Origin of the sequence: Thermostichus lividus PCC 6715, from assembly GCF_002754935.1 — a bacterium.
GTDB classification, from domain to species: domain Bacteria; phylum Cyanobacteriota; class Cyanobacteriia; order Thermosynechococcales; family Thermosynechococcaceae; genus Thermosynechococcus; species Thermosynechococcus lividus.
In genome coordinates, this window is record NZ_CP018092.1 from 2,374,470 (window position 1) to 2,395,831 (window position 21,362).

Genomic DNA, 21,362 nt, shown 5'->3' on the forward strand with positions numbered 1-21,362 from the left:
ACTCGGCAATGGTAAAGACGCATCGCGTAATATGCCGCTGCCCCAACTATAGTTACCCCCCGTCCCTCGCCAAGGGGGACAACCCCTACCATCGTCTTCGGCAAGCCGTACGGCAGTGGGACTGGTTCGCATCCCCTACTCAATCAACAAACCTGTGTTTAAACACAAAAGCGGTATAATTTTGGAATTTAGCGTCTGTAGTATGACTCTTTCATGACGCAACAGGAGTGTGATTTTGCGGTACTTGTTTAGTTCGGAATCCGTGACAGAGGGGCATCCTGACAAGATCTGCGATCAAATTGCTGACGCGATTCTGGATGCTCTCCTAACCCAAGACCCCCATAGTCGTGTTGCCGCCGAGGTGGTTGTCAATACCGGCTTAGTGCTGATTACGGGTGAAATTACCACCAAAGCACAGGTGGATTATGTCCACATTGCCCGCCAAAAGATTCAGGAGATTGGTTATACCGATGCTGAAAACGGCTTTGCAGCCAACAGTTGTGCCGTGCTGGTGGCCTTAGATGAGCAGTCGCCAGATATTGCCCGCGGTGTAGATACTGCCCAAGAAGCGCGCGAGCAACTCAGTGATGCAGAACTGGATCGCATTGGTGCTGGCGATCAGGGGATTATGTTTGGCTATGCCTGCAATGAAACCCCTGAGTATATGCCGCTGCCCATTAGCTTGGCGCATCGTATGGCACGGCGCTTGGCAGCCGTTCGCAAAACGGGGCAGCTTCCTTACCTGCGACCGGACGGCAAAACCCAAGTCACCGTCATTTATGAAAATGGCCAGCCCGTTGGCATTGATACAATTTTGATCTCCACCCAGCACGCCCCAACGGTGGCCGGTCTGACGGATGAAGCAGCTATCCAAGCCAAGATCAAAGCCGATCTATGGGACGCTGTGGTTCTACCAGTCTTTGCCGATTTGATGATTCAGCCGGATGAGGCAACGAAGTTTTGGGTGAACCCTACCGGCAAATTTGTCATTGGTGGCCCCCAAGGAGACTCAGGGCTGACCGGTCGCAAACTGGTGGTGGACACCTATGGTGGCTATGCTCGCCATGGCGGTGGTGCCTTTTCTGGTAAAGACCCGACAAAAGTAGATCGCAGCGCGGCCTATATGGCGCGGTACATTGCTAAGAATATTGTGGCGGCAGGGTTGGCACAAAAGTGTGAGCTACAAATTAGCTATGCCATCGGGGTGGCGCGGCCAATGAGTATTTTTGTCGATACCTTTGGCACCGGCACCATTGCCCCTGAGCAACTGCTGGAGCTAATTACTGCCCACTTTGACCTGCGCCCTGCAGCCATTATTCAAACCTTTGGGTTACGCCACCTACCGGGCGATCGCAACGGTTGTTTTTATCAACATGTTGCTGCCTACGGTCACTTTGGCCGCAACGATCTGGATCTGCCATGGGAAAGACTTGACAAAGTTCCCGCCCTGAAGGCAGCGGCAGCAGAGTTGCTCAGTACGGTTTAGCGTTTTCGGCAGTGTAGTTGGCGTGACACTCCCCGCTGTGGAACGGCGAGGCTTCTCTAAGTTAGGCTAGAGCAAAACCAATCTGCCCTAACTTGACCTTAGAAGGGGCTGCCACAGCCCCTCTACATACTCCACTCAAATCGATATTGAGCTTTGTGCTTACCTTTCTCATGATGTTGCAGGCTCCATTACAGTCTGCATTGATGAGCCATCCTTGCGCAGTTCGGTACAGACCTCTAAGAACTCGTTTTCCTGATGCCTTCCACCCTTCAGGTTTTTCGCCGAACGTAGGCAAGAAGTCATTATCGAAAAACGAGGCTTGAGACGTATACGATTCTTCGGTTTCGACTAATCGAATCCCGAAAATTAAACAAAGCTGCTTAATTCGTCCAAACAGCTTGTAGTGCGGAATTTGCACGAACTCCTGATTCGTTTTTGCACCCAAATTGATTTCATCTTTCTGCCCGTTGTTTCGACCGTAGATGATCGTATCGATGTCGTTTTCCAAGCAGAAGTAGAGGTTGACATAATTCAGAACCTTGAACGGTTTCCGTCCTTGCTCAAAGAAGTATTGCCGAGACTCATACACGCCTTGGTTGTAGAGATTGTTGGCAAGACGCGCTAACTCAGTAAGCAACTGAGCAAGCTGCTTGTCAGGTTGAAAAACATCTTTTTGGACGGCTAAAAGCATCATTAGGTTAAGATGGTATGCAGTTATTATAGATGCCGATTTACGTGAATAGCAACCGTATGAGAGAAGATGGCATACAGCTAAAATCGACTCGTCATTGCACGTATCAGTCAGGACATCACTTTGTCTGGATTCCGTTCAAGCGCCGCAAAATATTTACCAAGGAAGCAATCATTGAAGCAACCAAAAGGTATGTGACTGAAGCGATTGAAAACAAAAACAACGATATGGGACTAATCGCCATTGAGGTAGACCGAACCTTGATGGATCATGTTCATGTGTTTGTGTCGTTTCCTCCTAGAATGTTAGCTTCTCAGGCGGTGACCATCATGAAAGGGTACAGTTCAAGACGGCTCAGAATGGAATTTCCACATCTCAAAAACCTGCATGAAAAATCCCAACTCTGGGCACACAGTTATTATTGGGGTACTACCGGGAACGTTTCAGCCCAGACAGTGAAACGGTATATCGAAGAATGTCAAGGCTGACTCTCCCTACTGCCGTAGGCGCGGGAACCGTTCTGTATCCCCGTCGGGAACGAGCGAGGTTTTATCCGGTTCCCGAACCCTCCGGTTTCTATAAGCCGATTTGTCTAGAGTTTGATTAGGGATGAAAATATCAAAGAGTATTCTTGGAGGTTGGCATGAATGGCCTAGGGGCAGCACCAGAGATTTTGATTGAAACTCGCAACCTCAACAAGTACTTTGGCGATCGCCATGTGCTAAAAAACATTGACTTTAGGGTAGCCAAGCAAGAAGTTGTAGCACTCATTGGCCCCAGTGGCTCCGGTAAAAGTACCTTGCTACGATGTTTGAATGGCCTCGAAACCTATCAGTCCGGCAGCATTGTCATCCTTGGTCATCGCTTGCCGCCTGTGGCTACGCCGCAACAGTTGAAGGTGATTCGCCGCGATGTGGGGATGGTGTTCCAAAACTTTAATTTGTTCCCCCACATGACGGTGCTACAAAATATTATCGAAGCGCCGATACTGGTGCGCAAACTACCAAAGCGCCTGGCTACGGACATGGCCGAGCATTTGCTGGCAAAGGTGGGGCTAGCAGAGAAACGGCATGTGTACCCCAACCAACTTTCGGGCGGGCAAAAACAGCGGGTGGCGATCGCCCGGGCACTCGCCATGCAACCGCAAATTCTCCTCTTTGATGAACCCACCTCTGCCCTTGATCCGGAACTGGTGGGGGATGTCTTGGCGGTGATGCGGCAGTTGGCCGAGGAGGCGATGACGATGGTGGTTGTCACCCACGAGATGCAGTTTGCCCGCGAGGTCTCCTGTCGGGTGGTGTTTTTGGCAGAGGGGCAGATTATTGAAGAAGGGTCGCCCCACGAGCTATTCCGCCATCCGCAGCAGGAGCGTACCCGTCTCTTTTTAGAGCGTGTGCTCGTGAGGCACTAGCCCTTATAAGCCTTAATGCATTTTTCCACTAAGGGCTGCACGGCATCCACATCCTGCCAGCCAAGGATTTCGGTAATTTTCTTTTGCAGGTTTTTGTAGGTGCGGAAGAATTCAGCAATTTCCTCTAGGCGGTGCGGTGCCACATCTTTGAGGGATTTGACCTCGGCATAGCGGGGATCTGCAGCAGGCACGCAGAGAATCTTTTCGTCGCGATCGCCACTGTCAATCATTTCCAACATACCAATGGGACGTGCCGCGATCACACAGCCCGGAAAGGTTGGCTCATCCATCATTACCAAGCCATCGAGGGGATCCCCATCATCGGCGAGGGTATTGGGGACAAAGCCATAGTCGTAGGGATAGTTCACCGCTGAGTAAAGGACGCGATCGAGGGCAAAGGCATTCATGTCTTTGTCAAACTCGTATTTGTTGCGGCTGCCACCGGCAATTTCCACTAAAACATTGATCACTCCCGGCTTGGGCTGGGCAGGAATACGGCTGAGGTCTAAACTCATAGGAATGGATTAAGGGTGAAATTGACAACAACAAAATAACCAAAAATAATCAAAGGCATTCAATGCTGTAGCTGAATGCTTCTGCATTGTACCGTCTTAGGGGGCCAAACTCGAAAAGCGGATGTTAGCTTGAGCCATCCGCTGCAACGCTTCCCCTAGGCGATCGCAGTTGGCAATTAAGCTAATGCGCACGTAGCCCTCACCCCCCTCGCCAAAGGCATTGCCCGGAGTCACAACCACGCCAGTTTCCTGAAGGAGCTTCAGGGCAAAGTCCGTCGAGCCAAGCCCCGGAGGAGTCGGCACCCACAAGTACATCGTGGCTTTTGTGGGCGGAATCTGCCAGCCAAGTTCTGCCAAGCCGCGAATTAAAAAATCCCGTCGCTGGCGGTAGCGATCGCACACCGCGGTCAAATAACTATCCGGCAAGCTCAGGGCAACTTCGGCAGCCTTTTGCAGCACCGAAAAAACCCCATAGTCTAAATTTGTTTTCAGGGTGCGCAGCCCTTGGATAATATGGCGGTTGCCCACTACAAAGCCAACCCGCCAGCCCGCCATATTGTAGGTTTTCGAAAGGGTGTGAAACTCCACTCCAATCTCCTTGGCGCCGTCAATTTCTAGCAGGCTCGTGGGCTGATAGCCATCAAAAGCCAGCTCGGCATAGCACAGGTCATGAACCAAGAGAATGTGGTACTCCCGCGCAAAGGCTACGATCTCTTCAAAAAATGCGCGAGGAGCAGTAGCGGCGGTGGGGTTACTCGGGTAGTTAAAGTACAGCACCTTGGCTTGGCGAGCCACATCTGTGGGAATCTCGCTCACGTCAATAAGCCACTGTTTCTCAGCCTTAAGGATAAGAGGATAGATATTGGCACCGGCGATCGCCGGCCCGCGAAAATGAGCCGGATAGGCGGGGCTGGGAACCAGAACCACATCGCCTGGGTTCACGTAGGCCAAGGCGAGGTGAGTCAGTCCCTCCTTAGACCCCAACAGCGGCAGGGCTTCGCCATCGGCATCGAGGGAGACATTGTAGCGACGGTCATACCAGCGGGTAATCGCTTGCCGGAATACCGCTGTTCCCTCGAAGGGCGGGTAGCCATGATAGCTGGGTTCCTCAAAGGCAGCGATCGCCGCCTCAATCACTGGGCGGGGTGCCGCACCATCGGGGTTGCCCATCCCCAAATCAATGAGATCCAGACCTTGCTGGCGGGCTTGTAACTTTAGCTCGTCAAGACGCGCAAAGACGTAAGGGGGTAATGTTCCGAGGCGATCGGCGGGCGCAATCCAATCTAGACCCATTCAACGGGCACTCCCATCCATCACCTTAGAGGTATAGCCGACCAGCGTGGACACCATGGCTTCTAGCACTAATTCCGGGGTCACGGCAAAGGGCAGGTAATGAATATCCGACTCAGGCGCACAGGCCACGGTGGCCGCGTACTGGAGTTGTGCCAAACTTGCCTCCTGCAAGCCTAACTGCTCAAGATTTAGAGGTAAGCCCACCTGCTCATAGAACTGGCACAGTTGCTGCCGCGCACTGGTCGCTAGTTGACTCCCCTGCACCAATTCTTCCAATCGTAATTGCACTAAAATGCCGTAGGCCACTTTTTTCGCCGTGGAGGGTGCGCTTACTTTGGGGCAGGTGGGTGAGGCCATTATGGATGGCATGGGCAGCAACAGTACGACACTGGGCACCCCCTAGGCCACCGATCATCCCCGCTACTAAGGTGGTGGCATCCACAACATTCTCCCAAGCAGGGCTACCCACCTCGTTGAGAGCACTCACAGATTGCTGTAGTAACAAGTCCCGCAAAACTCGCGCCTGCTGAACTGCGGCGACGGTGAGGGTGGCCTGAGTGCTGCCGCTACTCACAGAGGCTTCGTACCACTTGGCAAGAGCATCGCCAATACCCGCTACTAGGGTGCGCTTGGGGGCACTCTGTACCAAGGCATAGTCTAGAAGCAGAAGATCGGGGCAGCGCTTTAGGGGAACATCGTAAGCAAAAGCGCCAGTCTCGGTGTAAATATTGGCTAAGGCCGTCCATGCTGCACAGGTTGCTGCTGAGGTAGGAATCGTAACCACCGGCACGCCTAATTGATCTGCCAGTAGCTTTGCGGTATCAAGAGCCTTCCCACCCCCAATCCCAATGATGAGATCACACCGGTGCTCCGTTGCCTCCTGCTGCAATGTGGTTAGGGTCGCTTCGCTGCATTCACCGTGAAAGGTTCCCACCTTTAACTCAAGGCGTTGGGCGATCGCCCCTAAGTCTGCCTCTATGGATTGGTAGCGCCGTGGAGAGGCTACCACCAAGGCACGCTGCCCTAGATGGGCAATGGCCTCTCCAGCTTTAGGGAGAATCGACCACCCTCGATAGACGTGGGTTGGCGCAACGCACAACAATGAAAGATCAGCCGCAGTCACAGGCACGATAAAACCTACATGCTCTAGATACCTTGGCACATAGACGTTATCGAACTAGTGCCATAGAGATCTATATTAGTTACTTTTCTGCTGACTTTCTGTTTGCACGTACAAGATAATGAGAAACACCGTTGGCACCAGTACAAACATCGCGGTTGCCACTAAGCCGAGATCGTTGACTTCCATAGTGTCCTGCTTTCTGTTGACTAAGGTTTAAGTAGGGTTACGCTACAGGCTAAGCTGGCCAGATCAGTGGTTATGGCGGCTCATGCACCCGAGCAGCCCATGAATCAAGCGCAGATAGACTGCAAGAGTTATCATACCCCATTGCGCTCTAGGCTTGAATGATTCCCTTAGAGCTAGGGATTTGCTGGTCACGTCGTGGGTCAATGGCGATCGCCATCCGTAGTGCCCGCGCAAAGGCTTTGAAGGTGGCCTCAATGATATGGTGAGAGTTCAAGCCGTCAAGCTGCCGCAGGTGCAGGGTCATGCGGCTGTGGTTCACCAGCGCCACAAAAAATTCCCGTACCAGTTGGGTATCGTAGGTGCCCACCCGTTGAGTTGGAATGGTCAGTCCGTAGCTGAGGTGGGGGCGACCGGAGCAGTCCAGTGCCACCTCCACTAAACTTTCATCAAGGGGAGCAACAAAATGGCCAAACCGCTGAATACCCCGGCGATCGCCCAAGGCTTGGTCTAAGGCCATCCCCAAAGTAATTCCCACATCTTCATTGGTGTGATGGTCGTCAATGTGAGTATCTCCGGTGGCCTGCACCCGTAAATCTAGTAAGCCATGGGAGCACAACTGATCCAGCATATGATCCAAGAAGGGAATTCCCGTCTGATTGTGGGCTATTCCCGTGCCGTCTAAGCACATCTCGACGTGAACACGGGTCTCCTTGGTTTGGCGATCGACAATCGCCTGCCGTGGCAGCACCTCACGACCTTGAGGGGTAGATACGTCAGAAACCATCATGGACAGGTTAGTTACTAGGCGTTGGCGTGGCCGGCGTTCCCGTGGCTGCCGGAACCGTGCCAGCGCGCGGAAACGGCACATCCACAAAGCCCAATTCTAGCAATTGCTGATACGCTTTTTGCCCCAGTTCGCGGGTGGGGTTTTGACTGCGAATAATTTCCACAAGCAGGGGCACCGCTAGCTCTGGTTGGTTATTTGCCCGATAGACAAGGGCAAGCTGAAATGTGGCTTGATCTCGCAATTGCGCAGTTTCCAGTGCCCGTCGTCGGCTACTGTCGGCGGCATTGCTATCAATCCCCAAAAAACTTGAACTCAGGGATTGGTAAAAATTGGACAGTTGGTTCATCACGGTACGCGCTTCCAACAGCTTCCGTGCCGCTAAGGGATAGTTACGGCCACTCACTGCCGCTGCCGCCTCATCCATGAGTCGTTTGCCCCCCTCGATGGTATAGACCGAGCCACCGGCGGGAGGGGTCGGAGCTACAATTTCAACGCTTGGCGACGCTGTTTGAGCCAGCACCGCTCGGGTCGGTACTCCCAGCAGTACAACCCCAAGCAGGAGGGATGATCTTGACCAGTTGGCAGAGGTGGTAACGGGCATGGTGCTGACCCTTTATAAGATGGAGGCAGTCAAGACGACAATTGACAACGGGTATCTTATCACCAAGCATGACAAAGAGTTTACATTTAAGGTTCCAATTCCCAAGATTTCTGAGGCAGTGGGTATGGTAAATCCCTCCCGCCAAGGTGCAGCGGCCAACGATGCCATCCGTGAACGCCGCCGTCAACTGCAAAGTAAGCGTCGCTGGCGGCAACTAGCTGGTTTATGGCGAACAATGGTGCTGTTGGGGTTGACTGGCGGGCTGGTGTGGGGGCTGACACTGCCCGACTGGATTATTCGTCGCCCCGATCAAGTGCAGATTCGCGGCAATGTGTTGCTCAAGACAACGGCCATTCAAGCCCAGCTAGCCCTAGATTATCCCCAATCCCTGCTGCGGCTACAGCCTCAACCCCTGATTCAAAGCCTAGAGGCAACCTTACCGCTACAGCGAGTCACCATTGCCCGCCAACTTTTTCCTCCCCAGCTCATCGTTGAGGTACAGGAACGCTTACCCGTGGCCGTCACCACCTGTCGCCAGTGCTTGGTGATCAGTGAAGGGGGGCAACCCCAAGGCCCTGCTAGTCGCTGGTTTATTGACGCGACAGGGGCGGTGGCTCCTAGTACCAGTTACCAAGCAACTGCCCTGAATCCGGCTCCCACACTGATGATTCAGGGGTACTTTGTGGCAGTGAGTACGCCATCTCGCCCCAATCTGCTGGCGGTCTCCCGCGATCGCCAACAACAATGGCAGCAGCTTTACCGCCTCCTGCAACGCCAATCCCTGCCGATTATTGCGATAGACTGGCGCAATGAGCAAAACTTAGTTGTGCAAACACCGTTGGCACCCGTGCATCTTGGCGCAGTGCAGTGGAACAGCCATGTCCTTGAGCAACAACTGATGGCTTTGGTAAATTTGCAGCAACTCCCTGACTATCTGGATCCGCGCCAAATTGTTTTTATAGATTTGGTGAATCCTCAAGAACCCCTTGTGCAAATGCGCAATCAGCCCACGCAGCAACCCTTGCCACGGCGGACCCCTTAGTGCGCCCAATAATTTGGAATACTGCTATGCCAACTGATTTAGTTTATCCATCCACGCTGTTGCTCACCAGTCTATTAGCCATTGGCTTTGTCTTTTTTGTGCGAGCCTCCACGAAGGAGCGCTTAGAAACAAAGGTGTGGGCGATCGCCCGTCCAGTCGCCGAGGTGGGCGACCTGCTGAAGCAGTATTTTCAACAGCGAGGGTATCGGCTGCACTCGGTGAGCAGCGATGGCCGACAGGTTACGTTTCAGGGAACCGTGGCCGCTAGTCGTTTTTTAGCGGCTCTCCTCTTTGGCTTGGCGGTCGCTGGAGCCACCTGTATTGCCCTAGCGCTGACGGTTTTATTTCCCAAAGGCGGGATTTTAGCCTTTGGCTTGGTGGGCTTGGCGCCTGTGGCACCGTGGTTTTACTGGCGCGGGGCGCAGCGGGTTGAAACGGTTCAATTAGTTTTAGAGCCGCAGCCTGAGCACACGCAAGTCACCATGAGCGGGCATCGCGATGAGTTAATTGCCTTTGCCAAGTATCTGGCCACGTTGGTCTGAGGACTGCTTGGTAAGGGAAGGGCGGGGAGTATGTCACAATACCTCTAGGTTGCTGCATGAGGAGACCTATGGATACCCGCGCCTTTAAGCGATCGCTACACAGTTCTGGAAATTATCACCGCAAAGGGTTTGGCCACGGGGAAGTAGTCAACGAACAACTTCAAGGAGAGTACCAAAGTTCTCTCATTCAGCAAATTCGTGATAATGGCTACCGCTGGCAGCACGGCGATGTCACTATTCGTTTGGCGGAAGCCTTTGGCTTTTGCTGGGGGGTGGAGCGCGCCGTTGCCCTTGCCTACGAAACCCGCACTCACTTTCCCACAGAGCGGATTTGGATTACCAACGAAATTATTCACAATCCGTCGGTGAATGAGCGGCTGCGGCAGATGCAGGTGGAGTTTATTCCCGTCCTTAACGGCGTGAAGGATTTTAGCAATGTTGCGCAGGGGGATGTTGTGATTCTGCCTGCCTTTGGGGCAAGTGTGCAGGAGATGCAGTTACTCAATGAGCGCGGCTGCACCATTGTGGATACGACGTGTCCGTGGGTGTCAAAAGTGTGGCACAGCGTTGAGAAGCACAAAAAAGTGAGTTTCACCTCAATTATTCACGGTAAATATAATCACGAAGAAACGATTGCCACGAGTTCCTTTGCGGGGACGTACTTGATTGTGCTGAACCTTGAGGAAGCCCGCTACGTTTGCGATTACATTCTCCATGGGGGCGATCGCGATGCCTTTATGGCAAAGTTTGCCAAGGCAGCATCAGCGGACTTTGACCCAGATCGAGACTTGGTGCGGGTGGGGATTGCCAACCAAACAACAATGCTCAAGGGTGAAACAGAGCAGATTGGTAAGTTATTTGAGCGGACGATGATGCAAAAGTATGGCCCCGACCAACTGAACAATCACTTCCAAAGCTTTAATACCATTTGCGATGCCACCCAAGAGCGGCAGGATGCCATGCTGTCCTTGGTTGAGGAACCCTTGATTTGATGGTGGTGATTGGGGGCTATAACTCTTCCAATACAACCCACCTCCAAGAAATTGCTATTGAGCACGGCATTCCCTCGTACCATATTGACGCTGCCGATCGCATCGGGCCTGGCAATCGGATTGAGCATAAACCGCTCAATCAGGAGTTAACCGTAGCCGAAAACTGGCTTCCCGATCGCCCAGTGACTATTGGGGTGACTTCGGGAGCCTCAACCCCTGACAAGGTGGTGGAAGACGTTCTCCAGAAAATTTTTGCCCTCAAGGCACCCTGCCTCCTCTAGCGGGACTTAGACTTAAAGGTTACCACGGCGCACAGCCAAGAGGAACACCACCATAGGGCCAGCAAGACCAATCATGCTAATCATCGTCAGTTGGGCAATGACTTCAAAGTTAATGTTGGCGACAAAATCAATAATTCCGTTGAAGATTCCCATAGGTTCTCCCGAGCAATCAGCGGTAGGTCATTGTGGTTCTATTTTACGGCAGGTTGGAGCACTCTAAGCATGGCAACATGGCAATGTATGCAAGGCTGTGGGGCGTGTTGCTATCTCGACTTGAGCGATCGCCCAGAGGTGGCCACCATCCTTGATGAGGCTGAGTTTGCCCTGTACCAATCCCTGATTGGTGAGGATGGCTGGTGTATTCACTTTGAGCCAATCACCCGCCGCTGCCAAATTTATGCTGAGCGTCCGCGGTTTTGTCGCGTTACCCCTGAGGTGTTTGCCGATCTGTACGGTATTACGGCTGAGGAACTAGACGAGTTTGCAATCGCCTGCTGTCGTGAACACATTAGCGATCGCTACGGTGAGCGCAGCTTGGAGCTACTTCGCTACGAGTATGCCCTGACACAGTCTCTAGCGGATAGCTAGGGGAGAAGATAGCGGTTGCCGGGTTCCTGCTGCACCACCCCGAGAAGTTCTAGGGTCAGCAGTTCAGCCGCCACAGTGCCGGTATCGAGGGGTACTGCCTGCACAATGTCATCAAAGGCAATGCTGCCAGTGTGCCCTTGGACGCTGAGGTGACTCAGGGTTTGCAAAATTTGCTGCTGTTGAGGCGTCAGCTGTGGCACGGCTGGGGGAGAGGGTAGCTGAAGGGGAGGCGTTTGCCCCAGTTGTTGCAGCAGTGCTTCTTCCCCCAAAATAATGTGTGCTCCCTGATTCACTAAGCTAAGTCCCCCCTTGGAGCGATGGTTATCGAGGTGACCCGGCAGAACATAGACATCGCGGCCATACTCGGCAGCATAGCGTGCCGTAATCAGGGCACCGGATTTGAAGGGGGCTTCAACAATAATGACCGCGCGGCACAGACCAGCAATAATGCGATTGCGGCGCGGAAACTGAGCGCGATCCGGACTAGTACCACGGGGATACTCACTCAAGAGCGCACCGCGCTGTACCAGTTGCCAATACAGAGCTTGGTTTTCAGGTGGGTAAATCATATCCACCCCAGTGGCTAAAACGGCGATGGTGCTGCCACCACTCTCAAGGCAGCCCCAATGGGCTTCAGCATCAATGCCAGCGGCCATCCCCGAGACCACGACAAAGCCAGCTTGGCCTAGGCAGTATCCCAGCTTGCGTGCCCAGCGGCGACCGTATTCCGATGGATCTCGGGTGCCCACAATGGCGATCGCCCCCTGTGCCGACGTGAAGACACTCGCACCTAAGGTGCCACCGTAGTACAACAGGGGGGGTGGATCCGGAATTTCCGTGAGGAGGTGGGGATACCCTGTGTCACCATAGACCCAATGCTGCGGGTTTTGCCGAGCATGCTCCGCATAGGCGCGTTCAGGAGTATCGCTAGATCGCTGCTGCTCAATCACCGCCAAGAGTTTTGTGCCAATCCCCTCTACGGCTCCTAGGTCACGCAGCGGCGCCTCCCATGCCGCTTTCAGCGTGCCAAAGTGTTGCCGTAGGCGTTGCAACAGTACCGGCCCAATGCCGGGAACCTGTGCCCAGCTATACCAGTAGGCCGCATCGGTGGGAACAGCCACTGGCGATCGCTAGTAAGCTTCCTGAAGTTCGTAAAAGTCAGGGGTGATGTAATCCTTGCGCAAAGGCCAGCCCACCCAATCTTCAGGCATGAGTAACCGTTTCAGGTGGGGGTGCCCCTCATAGACAATGCCAAACATATCGTAGGATTCCCGCTCTTGCCAGTCCGCTGTTTTCCAAATCCAATACACTGAAGGAACCCGAGCATCATCCCGCGGCACAAATACCTTGAGGCGAACTTCTGGGGGGCGATCGGCCGCATCGCTCAGCTTAATGAGATGGTAGGTGCTCACTAACTCTTGCCCCGGACCAGCATCGTAGGCCGCTTGGCACTGTAAATAGTTAAAGCCATCGGCGTAAAGTGCTTGACAAACGGCTAACAGACAATCGCGCTCCACCTTCAGCAGCTCTACTCTAGAGGCATCAAGCCCTAAGTATTCTACGGTCAGGTTTTGAGACTGCAACCAGCGGCTAATCGGGCCTGCCTCAACAATAGGGGCATCGCTATGGGGGTATCAGTCATGGGTTGGCTCCAACACTATTGCAGAACGGCGAGAGAGAGATACATACAAAGTCAGAGAGTTGCAGGATAGCTACGACCATTCCAGCGCGCGCTTACGCCATGCATAGACCAAGGCAACCACAAGCACGGCAATGAATATCAAGGCTTCGATAAAGGCCAGCACCCCTAACTGGTGGAAGGCCACTGCCCAAGGGTACAAAAACACCGTTTCCACGTCAAAAATAACGAACACCAGCGCGAACATGTAGTAGCGAACATTGAATTGAATCCATGCGCCACCAATGGGTTCCATCCCCGATTCGTAGGTGGTGAGGCGGATCATCCGGCCTGACTTGGGTCGGACAGCGGCGGAGGCCGCAAGGGCAAGAACCGGTACTAACCCACAAATGAGCAAAAAGCCAAGGAAATACTCGTAGCCCGTGAGAACAAACACAGTTGCAGCGCACCTTTCTATGTTGGAATCGCTACCATTTTGACACACTCCCCCAGCAATCGCTAGGCTAGGGATCAATAGAAAAAACTAAATCCACTAATAGCAAATTATTAGCAATGTCAGAGGCTACTGTTTTATGCTTCGGTGAGGTTCTCTTTGACTGCATCGAAGGAGATGATGGGGCAAAGGAATGTTTTCTGGGGGGCGCACCCGCGAATGTGGCCTGTGGCTTGGTCAAACTGGGGGTACCTACGGCATTTTTGGGGGCGGTTGGCAAGGATGCCTTAGGGGAGCAAGCGCGATCGCAATTGGCCGCTATAGGGGTGGATGTTAGTAGCATGGAGACCATCCCCAGTGTGCCGACTCGACAGGTGCGGGTCAAATTGAGTGCCACGGGCGATCGCCAGTTTGTGGGCTTTGCCCCCACCAATACCTTAGCCTTTGCAGATACCCAATTTCTAGGGAGCACCATTTCCCCTAGGCAGGTCGCAGCGGCGCAGTTTCTGGTCACAGGAACCCTTGCCTTAGCCGCTGAGCCAACGGCAACCACTCTCCGGAACCTCGTGCAGCAGATGCACAGCCAAGGTAAAGCAATTTTAATCGATGCCAATTGGCGACCTATTTTTTGGCCGGATACCGAGGCAGCGGTGGCGCAAATTCGCCCCTTTTTGGAAGCCGCCAATTTTCTCAAGCTGGCGAAGGAAGAGGCAGAACTATTTTTCTCTAGTAGTGATCCCCAAGTGGTTTATGGGCGCTTATGGGGGGATGTGGGCGATCGCGCCGTTGTCATTACCGATGGCGGTGCCCCCATTCGCTACTGTTGGCATGGCCACCTTGACACGATTGACCCCCCATCAATGGCAGTTGTGGATACGACGGGGGCAGGGGATGGGTTTGTGGCGGGGTGGCTCTATCAATTGCTCACAGGCACACCGGAAGACTATCGCCAACCAGACTGGCAGCACAACTGTTTACAGTTTGCAGTTGTTGTCGGTGCCTTAGTGACGACCCAAAAAGGGGCGATCGCCGCCCAGCCTACCCTTGAAGAGGTTACAGCATGGCTTCGGGATCATCCTCAAAGAAAAATAAAGATGTCGTAATTGGGGGTACTGCCGTCTGCAATGAGGAGGGAAGGGAGTCTGCCCTAGTGGGAGCGACTGCTAAGGAGCACGCACGCCAAAACCCCCGCACAGGCACATTTAATTTTTCACACGTTCCCCCACGCCGCCCTTCGGAATGATAGAAGGAGCAAAAACGACAGGTAGGGGGGGAATCACTGGGGTATCCATCGCGGGGATCAACTCCGAAGCAATAAACCTCTACCTCCATCCTACGAAATTGCCACAGGTCGATTTTTATCTGATCACAGGTTCAAACCCATCGCCATAGGCTATTTCAGCGATCCCCATTTTTAAAAAGAGCTTTTAGAATCTTTTCATACTTACGCAATGTTTCGCAACATTATAGCAATAATTTTTATCAAAACAATAAAAAAGGTTATGCTCCCTTGAGCATAACCCTGACCTTATCTTTTATCTTGCTAACGAGAGGATGCCTTAGCGAACGGGTGCGGAGGTTGGTGCCTTCACTGGCAGTAAGAACAGCTTCACCATTTGCACCACGTTAGAGAGATAGAGGGGGAGCTTTTTCAGGAACCCACCGCCCGCACGGGCGATCTCGCTGAGCTTCGCATTGTTCTCAACACATTTCTCAAGGCGAGGGTAGAATTCGGGATGATCGACATCCAAAATAATGGGGAAGACTCGCCCAGCAGTCTCATTGGTTTTAGCAATCACCTCGCGATCATACTCCCGGGCATCGAGGCCAATGGCTGCATAGAACTTCGCACGCTGCAGATCGTTGAGGTACATTGTGGCAAAGACCGATAGGAGGAAGAAGCGGCACCAGAGGGTGGGTGGCAGCCAGCAGATCATGAAATAGCGTGCCCATTTCTTGCCTGACAACGAGAGCGGCATTTCTTTAAGTTTTTGCCAGAAGGAACGGGGGCGATCCAGCATCTGTGGCTGGGCACGCATAATGGCATCAAAGAAGTCTCCATGGCGGTTTTCATCTTGGCACCAATTTTCAAAGAAGCGGAAAATTGGGTAGATGCGATGCTCAGGGTGCTTCTCGAGATGGCGATAGATGGTGATATAGCGCCAGTAGCCAATTTTTTCAGAGAGGTACGTGGCGTAGAAAATGAATTCTGGCTCAAAGTAGGTATAGCTGCGACTTTGGGTGAGGAACCCCAAATCAAGGGATAAGTTAAAGTCCGACATGGCTTTATTGAGGAAGCCCGCATGGCGCGCTTCATCCCGAGACATTAGCGCAAAGCATTCTGCCAGTACTGGGTTGCGATCTTTAAGCTTGCGGCTCAGTTCTTTGTACAGCAGGAAGCCAGAAAATTCTGCGGTACAAGAGCGCTCTAGGAATTCAATAAAGAGTTGCCGCGTTTCGCCATCAATGTGATCCCACGATTGCTCAAATTCCGCATCCCGCACAAAGTGGTGGCGGTTGTAGTCGGTGCGGAATTCTTCAAGGATAGCCTGAAGTTCTGCCTCATTTTCAGTAATGCTCATTTCCGCCATCGCTTCAAAATCGGTGGTGTAGAAGCGGGGGTGAGGATGGTTTCTTGAGCGGGGGCTTTGACGCCCGGACGCAGTTCTTCAAACTCGGGCTTAGCTACGGTATTGACCATAAAACGCTGTGTCTCGCTGTCGCTAACGGCACTCTATAGAGCATGGTAGCGAAAATACGACACTGCATTACGGCTCATTACAGAACCGTTACATTCTGCTAGGGATGAAACCAACGGTTCCATAGGTTTTGCAGGCGATCGCCCCAGGAGGCTGACCAGTCTTGAGTCGCCAGCTCCTCTAGGAGGGATTGCCCCAAGGGGGTAAGGCGATAGCGATCGGTCAACCCTTGGCCATCGACTTCACGGCGCAGTAGGCCAACTTGGATCAACCAATCCAGTTCCGCTTCGACTACTAAGGCTGGCAGCGGCGATCGCGTAAAGCCCGCTTCCACCCCCTTGTGGGCAGCAATTTCTAAAAGCGCAACACTTCCTTGCTGCATCGCACGGAAGAGTTGGGGTAAAAATGGACTACACCGCAGGGCGCGATCGCCCCGTTGGCGGACATGGACGGAATAGGGAATGGGCACAGTGTCTTTACGTTGCAGGAGCACTACCTAGCCGTGGCCGGAAAACTGGGTATCGATAAGGGTGGCGCGATCGTTGGCGGAGTTACTGACTGCCGGACTGGCAGGCGAGGGAGACTTAGCGGCTGGTGACGTTTCAGGTTGCCCCATCCGCCGATCCGGAACGACCACACGCTCCATAATAAATTCAATGGTGCCTTTGCGTAACCAACCTCGCGCCACTAGGATATCGCCAAGGCGAGCACCCGTAGAGCGCTGATCCGCAAGCGCAACTTCAATTTGGGCTGGGGTGACTAACTCTGCTTCAACCAGATAATTCCCTAGGCGTTTTGTATAGCTATCATCCTGTGGCCGTTGAATAAACGGGCGGTTTTTTCGCTGGGGTCGCTGGCGCTGCGGGCACATCGGGTAGGCTTTCAGCCATTGCCCGATCGCCGGCCAAGGCAACCAAGCAATCTTTGATCTTCATTAAAATCTCAGCAGCACGCCGGGGCTGATTCTGATGTGCAGCTTGCTCCAGTAGCCGTGCTTCGGCTTCAACAAGCGTCTGCCGCGAGGCAACCGCAGCGACCTGCAGAATACGTGCTTGCTGCTGAAGAGCAGCCATATCATGCTCCAGCAGTGCTTTTTTACATTGCTTGAGGACAAGAGATCCCTGTTTGAGCAGGACTTTTTCGGCGGCAGTGGTCATAGTCAAGAACAGTGAGCGTTTGCTATTGGGGGGTTATATCTATTTTTTTTTAGTCAGTTGTTTAGTCGGTCAATGCTCGCTGTAGCCTACAATGCTATCAGTTTTCAAAGGCTACCGACAACTCAACACGTTATGCTTATCCTTGTGCTTTTACTATAATCTTTTTTGCGGTGGCGATCGCGAGAAGTACAAATGGTTTCACAATTATTGTTAAAAACACCCCGATGGGCTAGAAAGGGTGGCACACTGGCTACAAGCGCTCTCGAATTGGGATGAGGACCATGAACAGTTGTGTACTCTTTGCCGAGGTCATTGAGGCTCCGGAACTGCGTTATACCCAAGACAACCAGATGGCGGTGGCAACCATGGTGGTGCAGTTTCAGGGCATTCGTAGTGAGGAGCCACCGATGAGTTTGCGGGCAGTGGGCTGGGGTGGCCTTGGCCAAAAAATGCACGCTGAGTGCCATGTGGGCGATCGCCTGATCCTTGAGGGTCGCCTCAAGATGGATACCATTGACCGTGCCGAAGGCTTTAAGGAAAAGCGAGCGGAATTGGTTGTCAGCCGATTTTATGCGGTGGAGGGCAATGTGGTTGATCATGTGGCTCACCCCAGTAGTGTTCAGAGTGCCCCTAAGGTGCCCGTCGCACCACCGCCGCCAGAGGATTTGAATCTCGACGAAGTGCCGTTCTAGCCCTTAGCTGCCATCCCCAAGCGTAACGTTAGAAATTGCCATGGCTTTAAGCGGGTTGGCCACGGCAGGGACTGCGGGGGAGCTTCTAAGAAGTTGTGCTGCTCTGTGGGGTACCACGGCAGCAGGCTAGGCTGAAGGGTGAAGGTGCCCCCGTCGCCGTAGGCATCGGCCACTCTCAGGATCCAGCCCCTAGCGTCTTCGGCCTGCTTCAGCGCCATCAGGTGGAGGTTTGGGTCAGACCATGCCAGCAGTGAGCCATGACTGGGTAGGGAACCTGAGGTTGATAGGGGGGCGATCGCCGCCGTGAGGGGGTGGTTAAAGGCTGCTGCTTGATCGGGCACCCGTGCCTTCTGCCACGATTGACTGTGGGGAAATAGGCCATAACTGAAGTGGTGTTCACCGCGATCGCTGTGGGGATCCGGCCACGTGGGCGATCGCAACAGCGTTAATTGCAGTTGTTGGGGCTGGGCATCCACCCCATGCTTGCAATCGCTCAAGAGGCTCAGGCCATACTCTGGCGTGCTTAAATCTACCCACGTGAGAAAGGGCACCTCCCACTTCGCTTGGGCATGGGGGTCTAGATCACGATTGGGAAGCGTGGGGCGCTCTGTGATACCGCCGGGGGTTTCACAGGTGATAGTTGGTGCACTGATGGCCAAGGGAAACGCGGCTTTTAGCAGAATATGCGCTTCGTGCCAGTCAAGGGACGTGTCAATACGCAGCCATGGAGTCTGGTACTGCAGGACATACTCTTGCTGAATCCGTGAAGACTGGAATCGCCACGTCACCCGCAGCCGTTGCTCCAGTTGATGCCAGCAAACCCATTCAATGGACTCTAAGGTTGCCCCTGTCAGTGGGTGCTGGGCGTAGTTTGGGTCAATATTCCACGCATCCCAGTACTGGCCTTGATCGCGGAAAAATCTCAGTTGATTGCCCGGCCCTCCCAAGCAGGGGCGGTGGTTGAGTTTATCGTAGAGGTTGGTAATTTCCCCTGTCGTGGGGTCAATCTCTACGTGGAGATAGTCATTTTCAAGGACATAGCCGAGGGGCGGGGTTGGCAGCCCATCCGGTTGGGAGCGCGGACACACCCACAGCAGGTGATAGCCTACACTGGGGATGTCTTGCGCCCAAAAGCTCAGGCACTGTTGGGGGAGGTTGAGTTGCGCTGGTAAATCGTAATCACCGCGCGGGCAATAGACGCGCCACGAGGGAACCGCTGTGGGCAGATCCGCCAAATTAAGGTGAATGACCCCAGCGCGATCGCCATTCAAGCCATTAAAGATCACTACTGGAATAGCACCCGTTTCTGGGGGAGATCCATCGGCGATCGCGGTGAGAATGGCTGCTTGAGCTTGGCTGAGCAGGTTTTGGGTGCTATCAATGAGGGTTTGCCAAGTGGGGTTAACCTCGGCATAGACCTCAGGGATAGAGGAACCCGGCAGAATATCGTGAAACTGGTTAAACAGCAATTGTTGCCAGAGAGCTTTGAGGGTGGTTTGGGGATAGGGGGTAGCGGTGGCGATCGCCGCTAGGGTTGACCATAGCTCTGCCTGTTGCAACTGCCGCTGGGCGCGATCGTGAGCCGCTTTTTGATCGCCGTGGCTGGTGTAGCAACCGCGATGGAATTCTAGATACAGTTCATCACACCAGATGGCCTGAGGAGGGGTTTCAGCCATCAACTGATCGAGGTAGGAGCGCACCGGTGTCCACTGCCACTGCGGCCCAATCCCTCCTAAGCGCTGCCAACGCCGCACGATCTCAGCCATGTCAGCGGTGGGGCCACCCCCGTGGTCCCCAACCCCCGGCAGCCATAAACTGCGCCGCGAGCCAGTTTGCTGAAACCACTCCTGAGCATAGGCCGCCATCTTCACCGGATCAACCCCTTCGCCGATGGGGGCAGACATCAAACTGGGCAGGCGTGCTCCCGCTGCATCCTGCCACTGAAACCAACCGTAGGGAAAGCGAGTGGTGTCGTTCCAGCGGAGTTTTTGGGTGACAAAGTAGCGAATCCCCGCCTCGGTTAGGAAGCTAGGTAACCGCGCCGGAAAGCCGAAGGTATCCGGTAGCCAAGCAATGGGGCTGACCTCCCCAAACGCCTGTTGTAGGTAGTGTTGACCGTAAAGAAGTTGGCGGACAATGGACTCACCACTAATGAGGTTTAACTCCGGCTCTACCCACAGTCCAGCCGCAACATCCCACCAGCCCTGCGCGACAGCAGTTTGAATCGCCCTAAACAAAGCGGGGGCATGGTGTTCCAGATGGGCATATAACGCCGGGGTGGAATGGGTAAAGGTCAATTCTGGGTAATTTTTTTTCAGGGCTAGCACTGAGGCAAAGGTGGCCTGCGCCACAGACCACGTTTCAGAAATCGGCCACAGCCAAGCAAGGTCGAGGTGGGCATGGCCGCACAGATGCATCTGAAATTGGCGCAGTGGTTCGGCGCAGTCCTGTAGGCGATCGTGGAGGTGATGGAGGAGGGGATCTAAGCGATCGCCCCCTGTTTCCAAGAGCTTAGAGAGCAACGGTGCGAGGGCGTTGGCCTCTACGTGTTCTGCAAACGTTTCTAGAATCTCTAGCTCAGCGGCCACAAACCCAGGGTCAACCCCCTCAGGTGATTCCCATAGGAGTTGCGAGCGCACCAACGCCCCCTCATCGTGGTGGGGACTGACCAATTCCACGACAACATCCCACGTCTGGCCGGGGGTCACGGCCACGTCAAGGCACAACCGCACGGAATGGTCAAATAAATCACCATGGTGTACCGCCTGGCCATTCACATAGACTGTGGCTCGATCTGCCCACCAAGTGAGCGCCAGCCGCAGCGTTAACCCCGCAACAGCGTAGCCCTGAACTGCCGTAGGAACCGTAATCCGCTGTCCTAACCACAGCGGGTGTCCCCCTTTGTCCCAAGCTAAATGTCCCTTGGCATTGCAAGGGTAGGGCAGACCCTCTGCGGGTAAGGGGTGGGCGTGGGGCGCAACGGCACACCACTGCCGCTGTAGATCAATGGTGGCCAGCTGGCATAGAAATTGACGGCTTTTTTTGAGCAATTCTGATAAAATCATAAAAAATAGTTAATCTCGCCGCGATCGGCCTAGGCCACTTGCTATGCTAGAGAAGTGAGGGCTCGTGATGATTGTTTGGCGTTTTTGGCTGACCCGCTTATCCACCTATACATAACCCACTCACACTGTTTTCTGGGGA

General features: G+C 53.7%; 21 protein-coding genes and 4 pseudogenes. 9 read left to right on the top strand and 16 right to left on the bottom strand.

Annotated elements, in window-relative coordinates; translation table 11 throughout:
- The first annotated feature begins 229 nt into the window (after positions 1-229).
- Positions 230-1,486, top strand: a complete 1,257-nt coding sequence (metK, locus tag BRW62_RS11530) for a methionine adenosyltransferase (RefSeq protein WP_198406034.1) — start codon at positions 230-232, stop codon at positions 1,484-1,486.
- 61 nt (positions 1,487-1,547) lie between these two features.
- Here the strand turns inward: metK and BRW62_RS11535 are convergent.
- A pseudogene (locus BRW62_RS11535) lies at positions 1,548-1,997 on the bottom strand (RNA-guided endonuclease TnpB family protein); the annotation flags it as partial.
- A 212-nt stretch (positions 1,998-2,209) separates the two neighbouring features.
- On the opposite strand from BRW62_RS11535, the gene tnpA reads away from it, so the two are divergent.
- A complete protein-coding gene (tnpA, locus tag BRW62_RS11540; RefSeq protein WP_099799544.1) occupies positions 2,210-2,665 on the top strand; it encodes an IS200/IS605 family transposase in 456 nt (151 codons plus the stop codon).
- Between the two features lie 155 nt (positions 2,666-2,820).
- On the top strand, positions 2,821-3,588 hold the full coding sequence (locus BRW62_RS11545; protein WP_099799545.1) for an amino acid ABC transporter ATP-binding protein: 768 nt from the start codon (positions 2,821-2,823) through the stop codon (positions 3,586-3,588).
- On the opposite strand, the gene BRW62_RS11550 is transcribed toward BRW62_RS11545, so the two are convergent.
- The 6 genes and pseudogenes from BRW62_RS11550 to BRW62_RS11575 form a co-directional block, all read right to left on the bottom strand.
- The gene (locus BRW62_RS11550; protein WP_099799546.1) at positions 3,585-4,103 is read right to left on the bottom strand and encodes an inorganic diphosphatase; all 519 of its coding nucleotides are present in this window, start codon (positions 4,101-4,103) and stop codon (positions 3,585-3,587) included. The two genes, BRW62_RS11545 and BRW62_RS11550, sit on opposite strands and share 4 nt — an antisense overlap.
- Positions 4,104-4,199: 96 nt before the next feature.
- A complete protein-coding gene (locus tag BRW62_RS11555) occupies positions 4,200-5,396 on the bottom strand; it encodes an aspartate aminotransferase (RefSeq protein ID WP_099799547.1) in 1,197 nt (398 codons plus the stop codon).
- Positions 5,397-6,528: pseudogene (locus BRW62_RS11560) on the bottom strand (iron-containing alcohol dehydrogenase).
- Between the two features lie 66 nt (positions 6,529-6,594).
- On the bottom strand, positions 6,595-6,705 hold the full coding sequence (psbM, locus tag BRW62_RS11565; RefSeq protein WP_099799548.1) for a photosystem II reaction center protein PsbM: 111 nt from the start codon (positions 6,703-6,705) through the stop codon (positions 6,595-6,597).
- Between the two features lie 148 nt (positions 6,706-6,853).
- Positions 6,854-7,492 (bottom strand): imidazoleglycerol-phosphate dehydratase HisB, encoded by a 639-nt coding sequence (gene hisB, locus BRW62_RS11570; protein ID WP_198406035.1) that lies wholly within the window; start codon positions 7,490-7,492, stop codon positions 6,854-6,856.
- Positions 7,493-7,499: 7 nt separating this feature from the next.
- Positions 7,500-8,093, bottom strand: a complete 594-nt coding sequence (locus tag BRW62_RS11575; RefSeq protein WP_099799549.1) for a hypothetical protein — start codon at positions 8,091-8,093, stop codon at positions 7,500-7,502.
- Between the two features lie 124 nt (positions 8,094-8,217).
- Between BRW62_RS11575 and BRW62_RS11580 the strand changes: the two genes are divergently transcribed.
- The 3 genes and pseudogenes from BRW62_RS11580 to BRW62_RS11590 all read left to right on the top strand — a co-directional run bounded on the left by BRW62_RS11580 (position 8,218) and on the right by BRW62_RS11590 (position 10,950).
- Positions 8,218-9,135: a cell division protein FtsQ/DivIB gene (locus tag BRW62_RS11580; protein WP_227517409.1), complete on the top strand. Its 918-nt coding sequence runs from the start codon at positions 8,218-8,220 to the stop codon at positions 9,133-9,135.
- 26 nt (positions 9,136-9,161) lie between these two features.
- The gene (locus BRW62_RS11585; RefSeq protein WP_099799550.1) at positions 9,162-9,677 is read left to right on the top strand and encodes a cofactor assembly of complex C subunit B; all 516 of its coding nucleotides are present in this window, start codon (positions 9,162-9,164) and stop codon (positions 9,675-9,677) included.
- A gap of 68 nt (positions 9,678-9,745) precedes the next feature.
- Positions 9,746-10,950: pseudogene (locus BRW62_RS11590) on the top strand (4-hydroxy-3-methylbut-2-enyl diphosphate reductase).
- A 12-nt stretch (positions 10,951-10,962) separates the two neighbouring features.
- Here BRW62_RS11590 and psb30 read toward each other — a convergent pair.
- Positions 10,963-11,103 carry a photosystem II reaction center protein Ycf12/Psb30 gene (psb30, locus tag BRW62_RS11595; RefSeq protein WP_099799551.1) on the bottom strand — a complete coding sequence of 47 codons (141 nt, stop codon included), beginning with the start codon at positions 11,101-11,103 and terminating at the stop codon, positions 10,963-10,965.
- Between the two features lie 69 nt (positions 11,104-11,172).
- Between psb30 and BRW62_RS11600 the strand changes: the two genes are divergently transcribed.
- The gene (locus BRW62_RS11600; protein WP_099799552.1) at positions 11,173-11,538 is read left to right on the top strand and encodes a YkgJ family cysteine cluster protein; all 366 of its coding nucleotides are present in this window, start codon (positions 11,173-11,175) and stop codon (positions 11,536-11,538) included.
- Here the strand turns inward: BRW62_RS11600 and dprA are convergent.
- The 3 genes from dprA to ndhC all read right to left on the bottom strand — a co-directional run bounded on the left by dprA (position 11,535) and on the right by ndhC (position 13,613).
- Positions 11,535-12,659, bottom strand: a complete 1,125-nt coding sequence (gene dprA / locus BRW62_RS11605) for a DNA-processing protein DprA (protein WP_099799553.1) — start codon at positions 12,657-12,659, stop codon at positions 11,535-11,537. The two genes, BRW62_RS11600 and dprA, sit on opposite strands and share 4 nt — an antisense overlap.
- A gap of 9 nt (positions 12,660-12,668) precedes the next feature.
- A complete protein-coding gene (locus tag BRW62_RS11610) occupies positions 12,669-13,151 on the bottom strand; it encodes an NAD(P)H-quinone oxidoreductase subunit J (RefSeq protein WP_099799554.1) in 483 nt (160 codons plus the stop codon).
- 99 nt (positions 13,152-13,250) lie between these two features.
- Entirely contained in the window at positions 13,251-13,613 is a 363-nt protein-coding gene (ndhC, locus tag BRW62_RS11615) for a photosynthetic/respiratory NAD(P)H-quinone oxidoreductase subunit C (protein ID WP_099799555.1), read from the bottom strand.
- Between the two features lie 116 nt (positions 13,614-13,729).
- Between ndhC and BRW62_RS11620 the strand changes: the two genes are divergently transcribed.
- The gene (locus tag BRW62_RS11620; protein ID WP_099799556.1) at positions 13,730-14,713 is read left to right on the top strand and encodes a carbohydrate kinase family protein; all 984 of its coding nucleotides are present in this window, start codon (positions 13,730-13,732) and stop codon (positions 14,711-14,713) included.
- Between the two features lie 456 nt (positions 14,714-15,169).
- On the opposite strand, the pseudogene acsF reads toward BRW62_RS11620, so the two are convergent.
- From acsF to BRW62_RS13515, 4 genes and pseudogenes are all read right to left on the bottom strand, one after another.
- Positions 15,170-16,311, bottom strand: a pseudogene (acsF, locus tag BRW62_RS11630) (magnesium-protoporphyrin IX monomethyl ester (oxidative) cyclase).
- A 98-nt stretch (positions 16,312-16,409) separates the two neighbouring features.
- Positions 16,410-16,802, bottom strand: coding sequence for an Npun_F0494 family protein (locus BRW62_RS11635; protein ID WP_227517411.1), 393 nt, complete (start codon positions 16,800-16,802; stop codon positions 16,410-16,412).
- A gap of 3 nt (positions 16,803-16,805) precedes the next feature.
- On the bottom strand, positions 16,806-17,180 hold the full coding sequence (locus tag BRW62_RS13510) for a hypothetical protein (protein ID WP_198406036.1): 375 nt from the start codon (positions 17,178-17,180) through the stop codon (positions 16,806-16,808).
- Positions 17,116-17,472, bottom strand: a complete 357-nt coding sequence (locus tag BRW62_RS13515) for a hypothetical protein (RefSeq protein WP_227517412.1) — start codon at positions 17,470-17,472, stop codon at positions 17,116-17,118. Before BRW62_RS13515 ends, BRW62_RS13510 begins: the two co-directional genes overlap by 65 nt.
- Before the next feature lie 275 nt (positions 17,473-17,747).
- Here BRW62_RS13515 and BRW62_RS11645 point away from each other — a divergent pair, with 275 nt between their 5' ends.
- On the top strand, positions 17,748-18,158 hold the full coding sequence (locus tag BRW62_RS11645; protein ID WP_099799557.1) for a single-stranded DNA-binding protein: 411 nt from the start codon (positions 17,748-17,750) through the stop codon (positions 18,156-18,158).
- Here BRW62_RS11645 and BRW62_RS11650 read toward each other — a convergent pair.
- Entirely contained in the window at positions 18,155-21,223 is a 3,069-nt protein-coding gene (locus tag BRW62_RS11650; RefSeq protein WP_099799558.1) for an alpha-mannosidase, read from the bottom strand. The two genes, BRW62_RS11645 and BRW62_RS11650, sit on opposite strands and share 4 nt — an antisense overlap.
- Positions 21,224-21,362 lie beyond the last annotated feature (139 nt).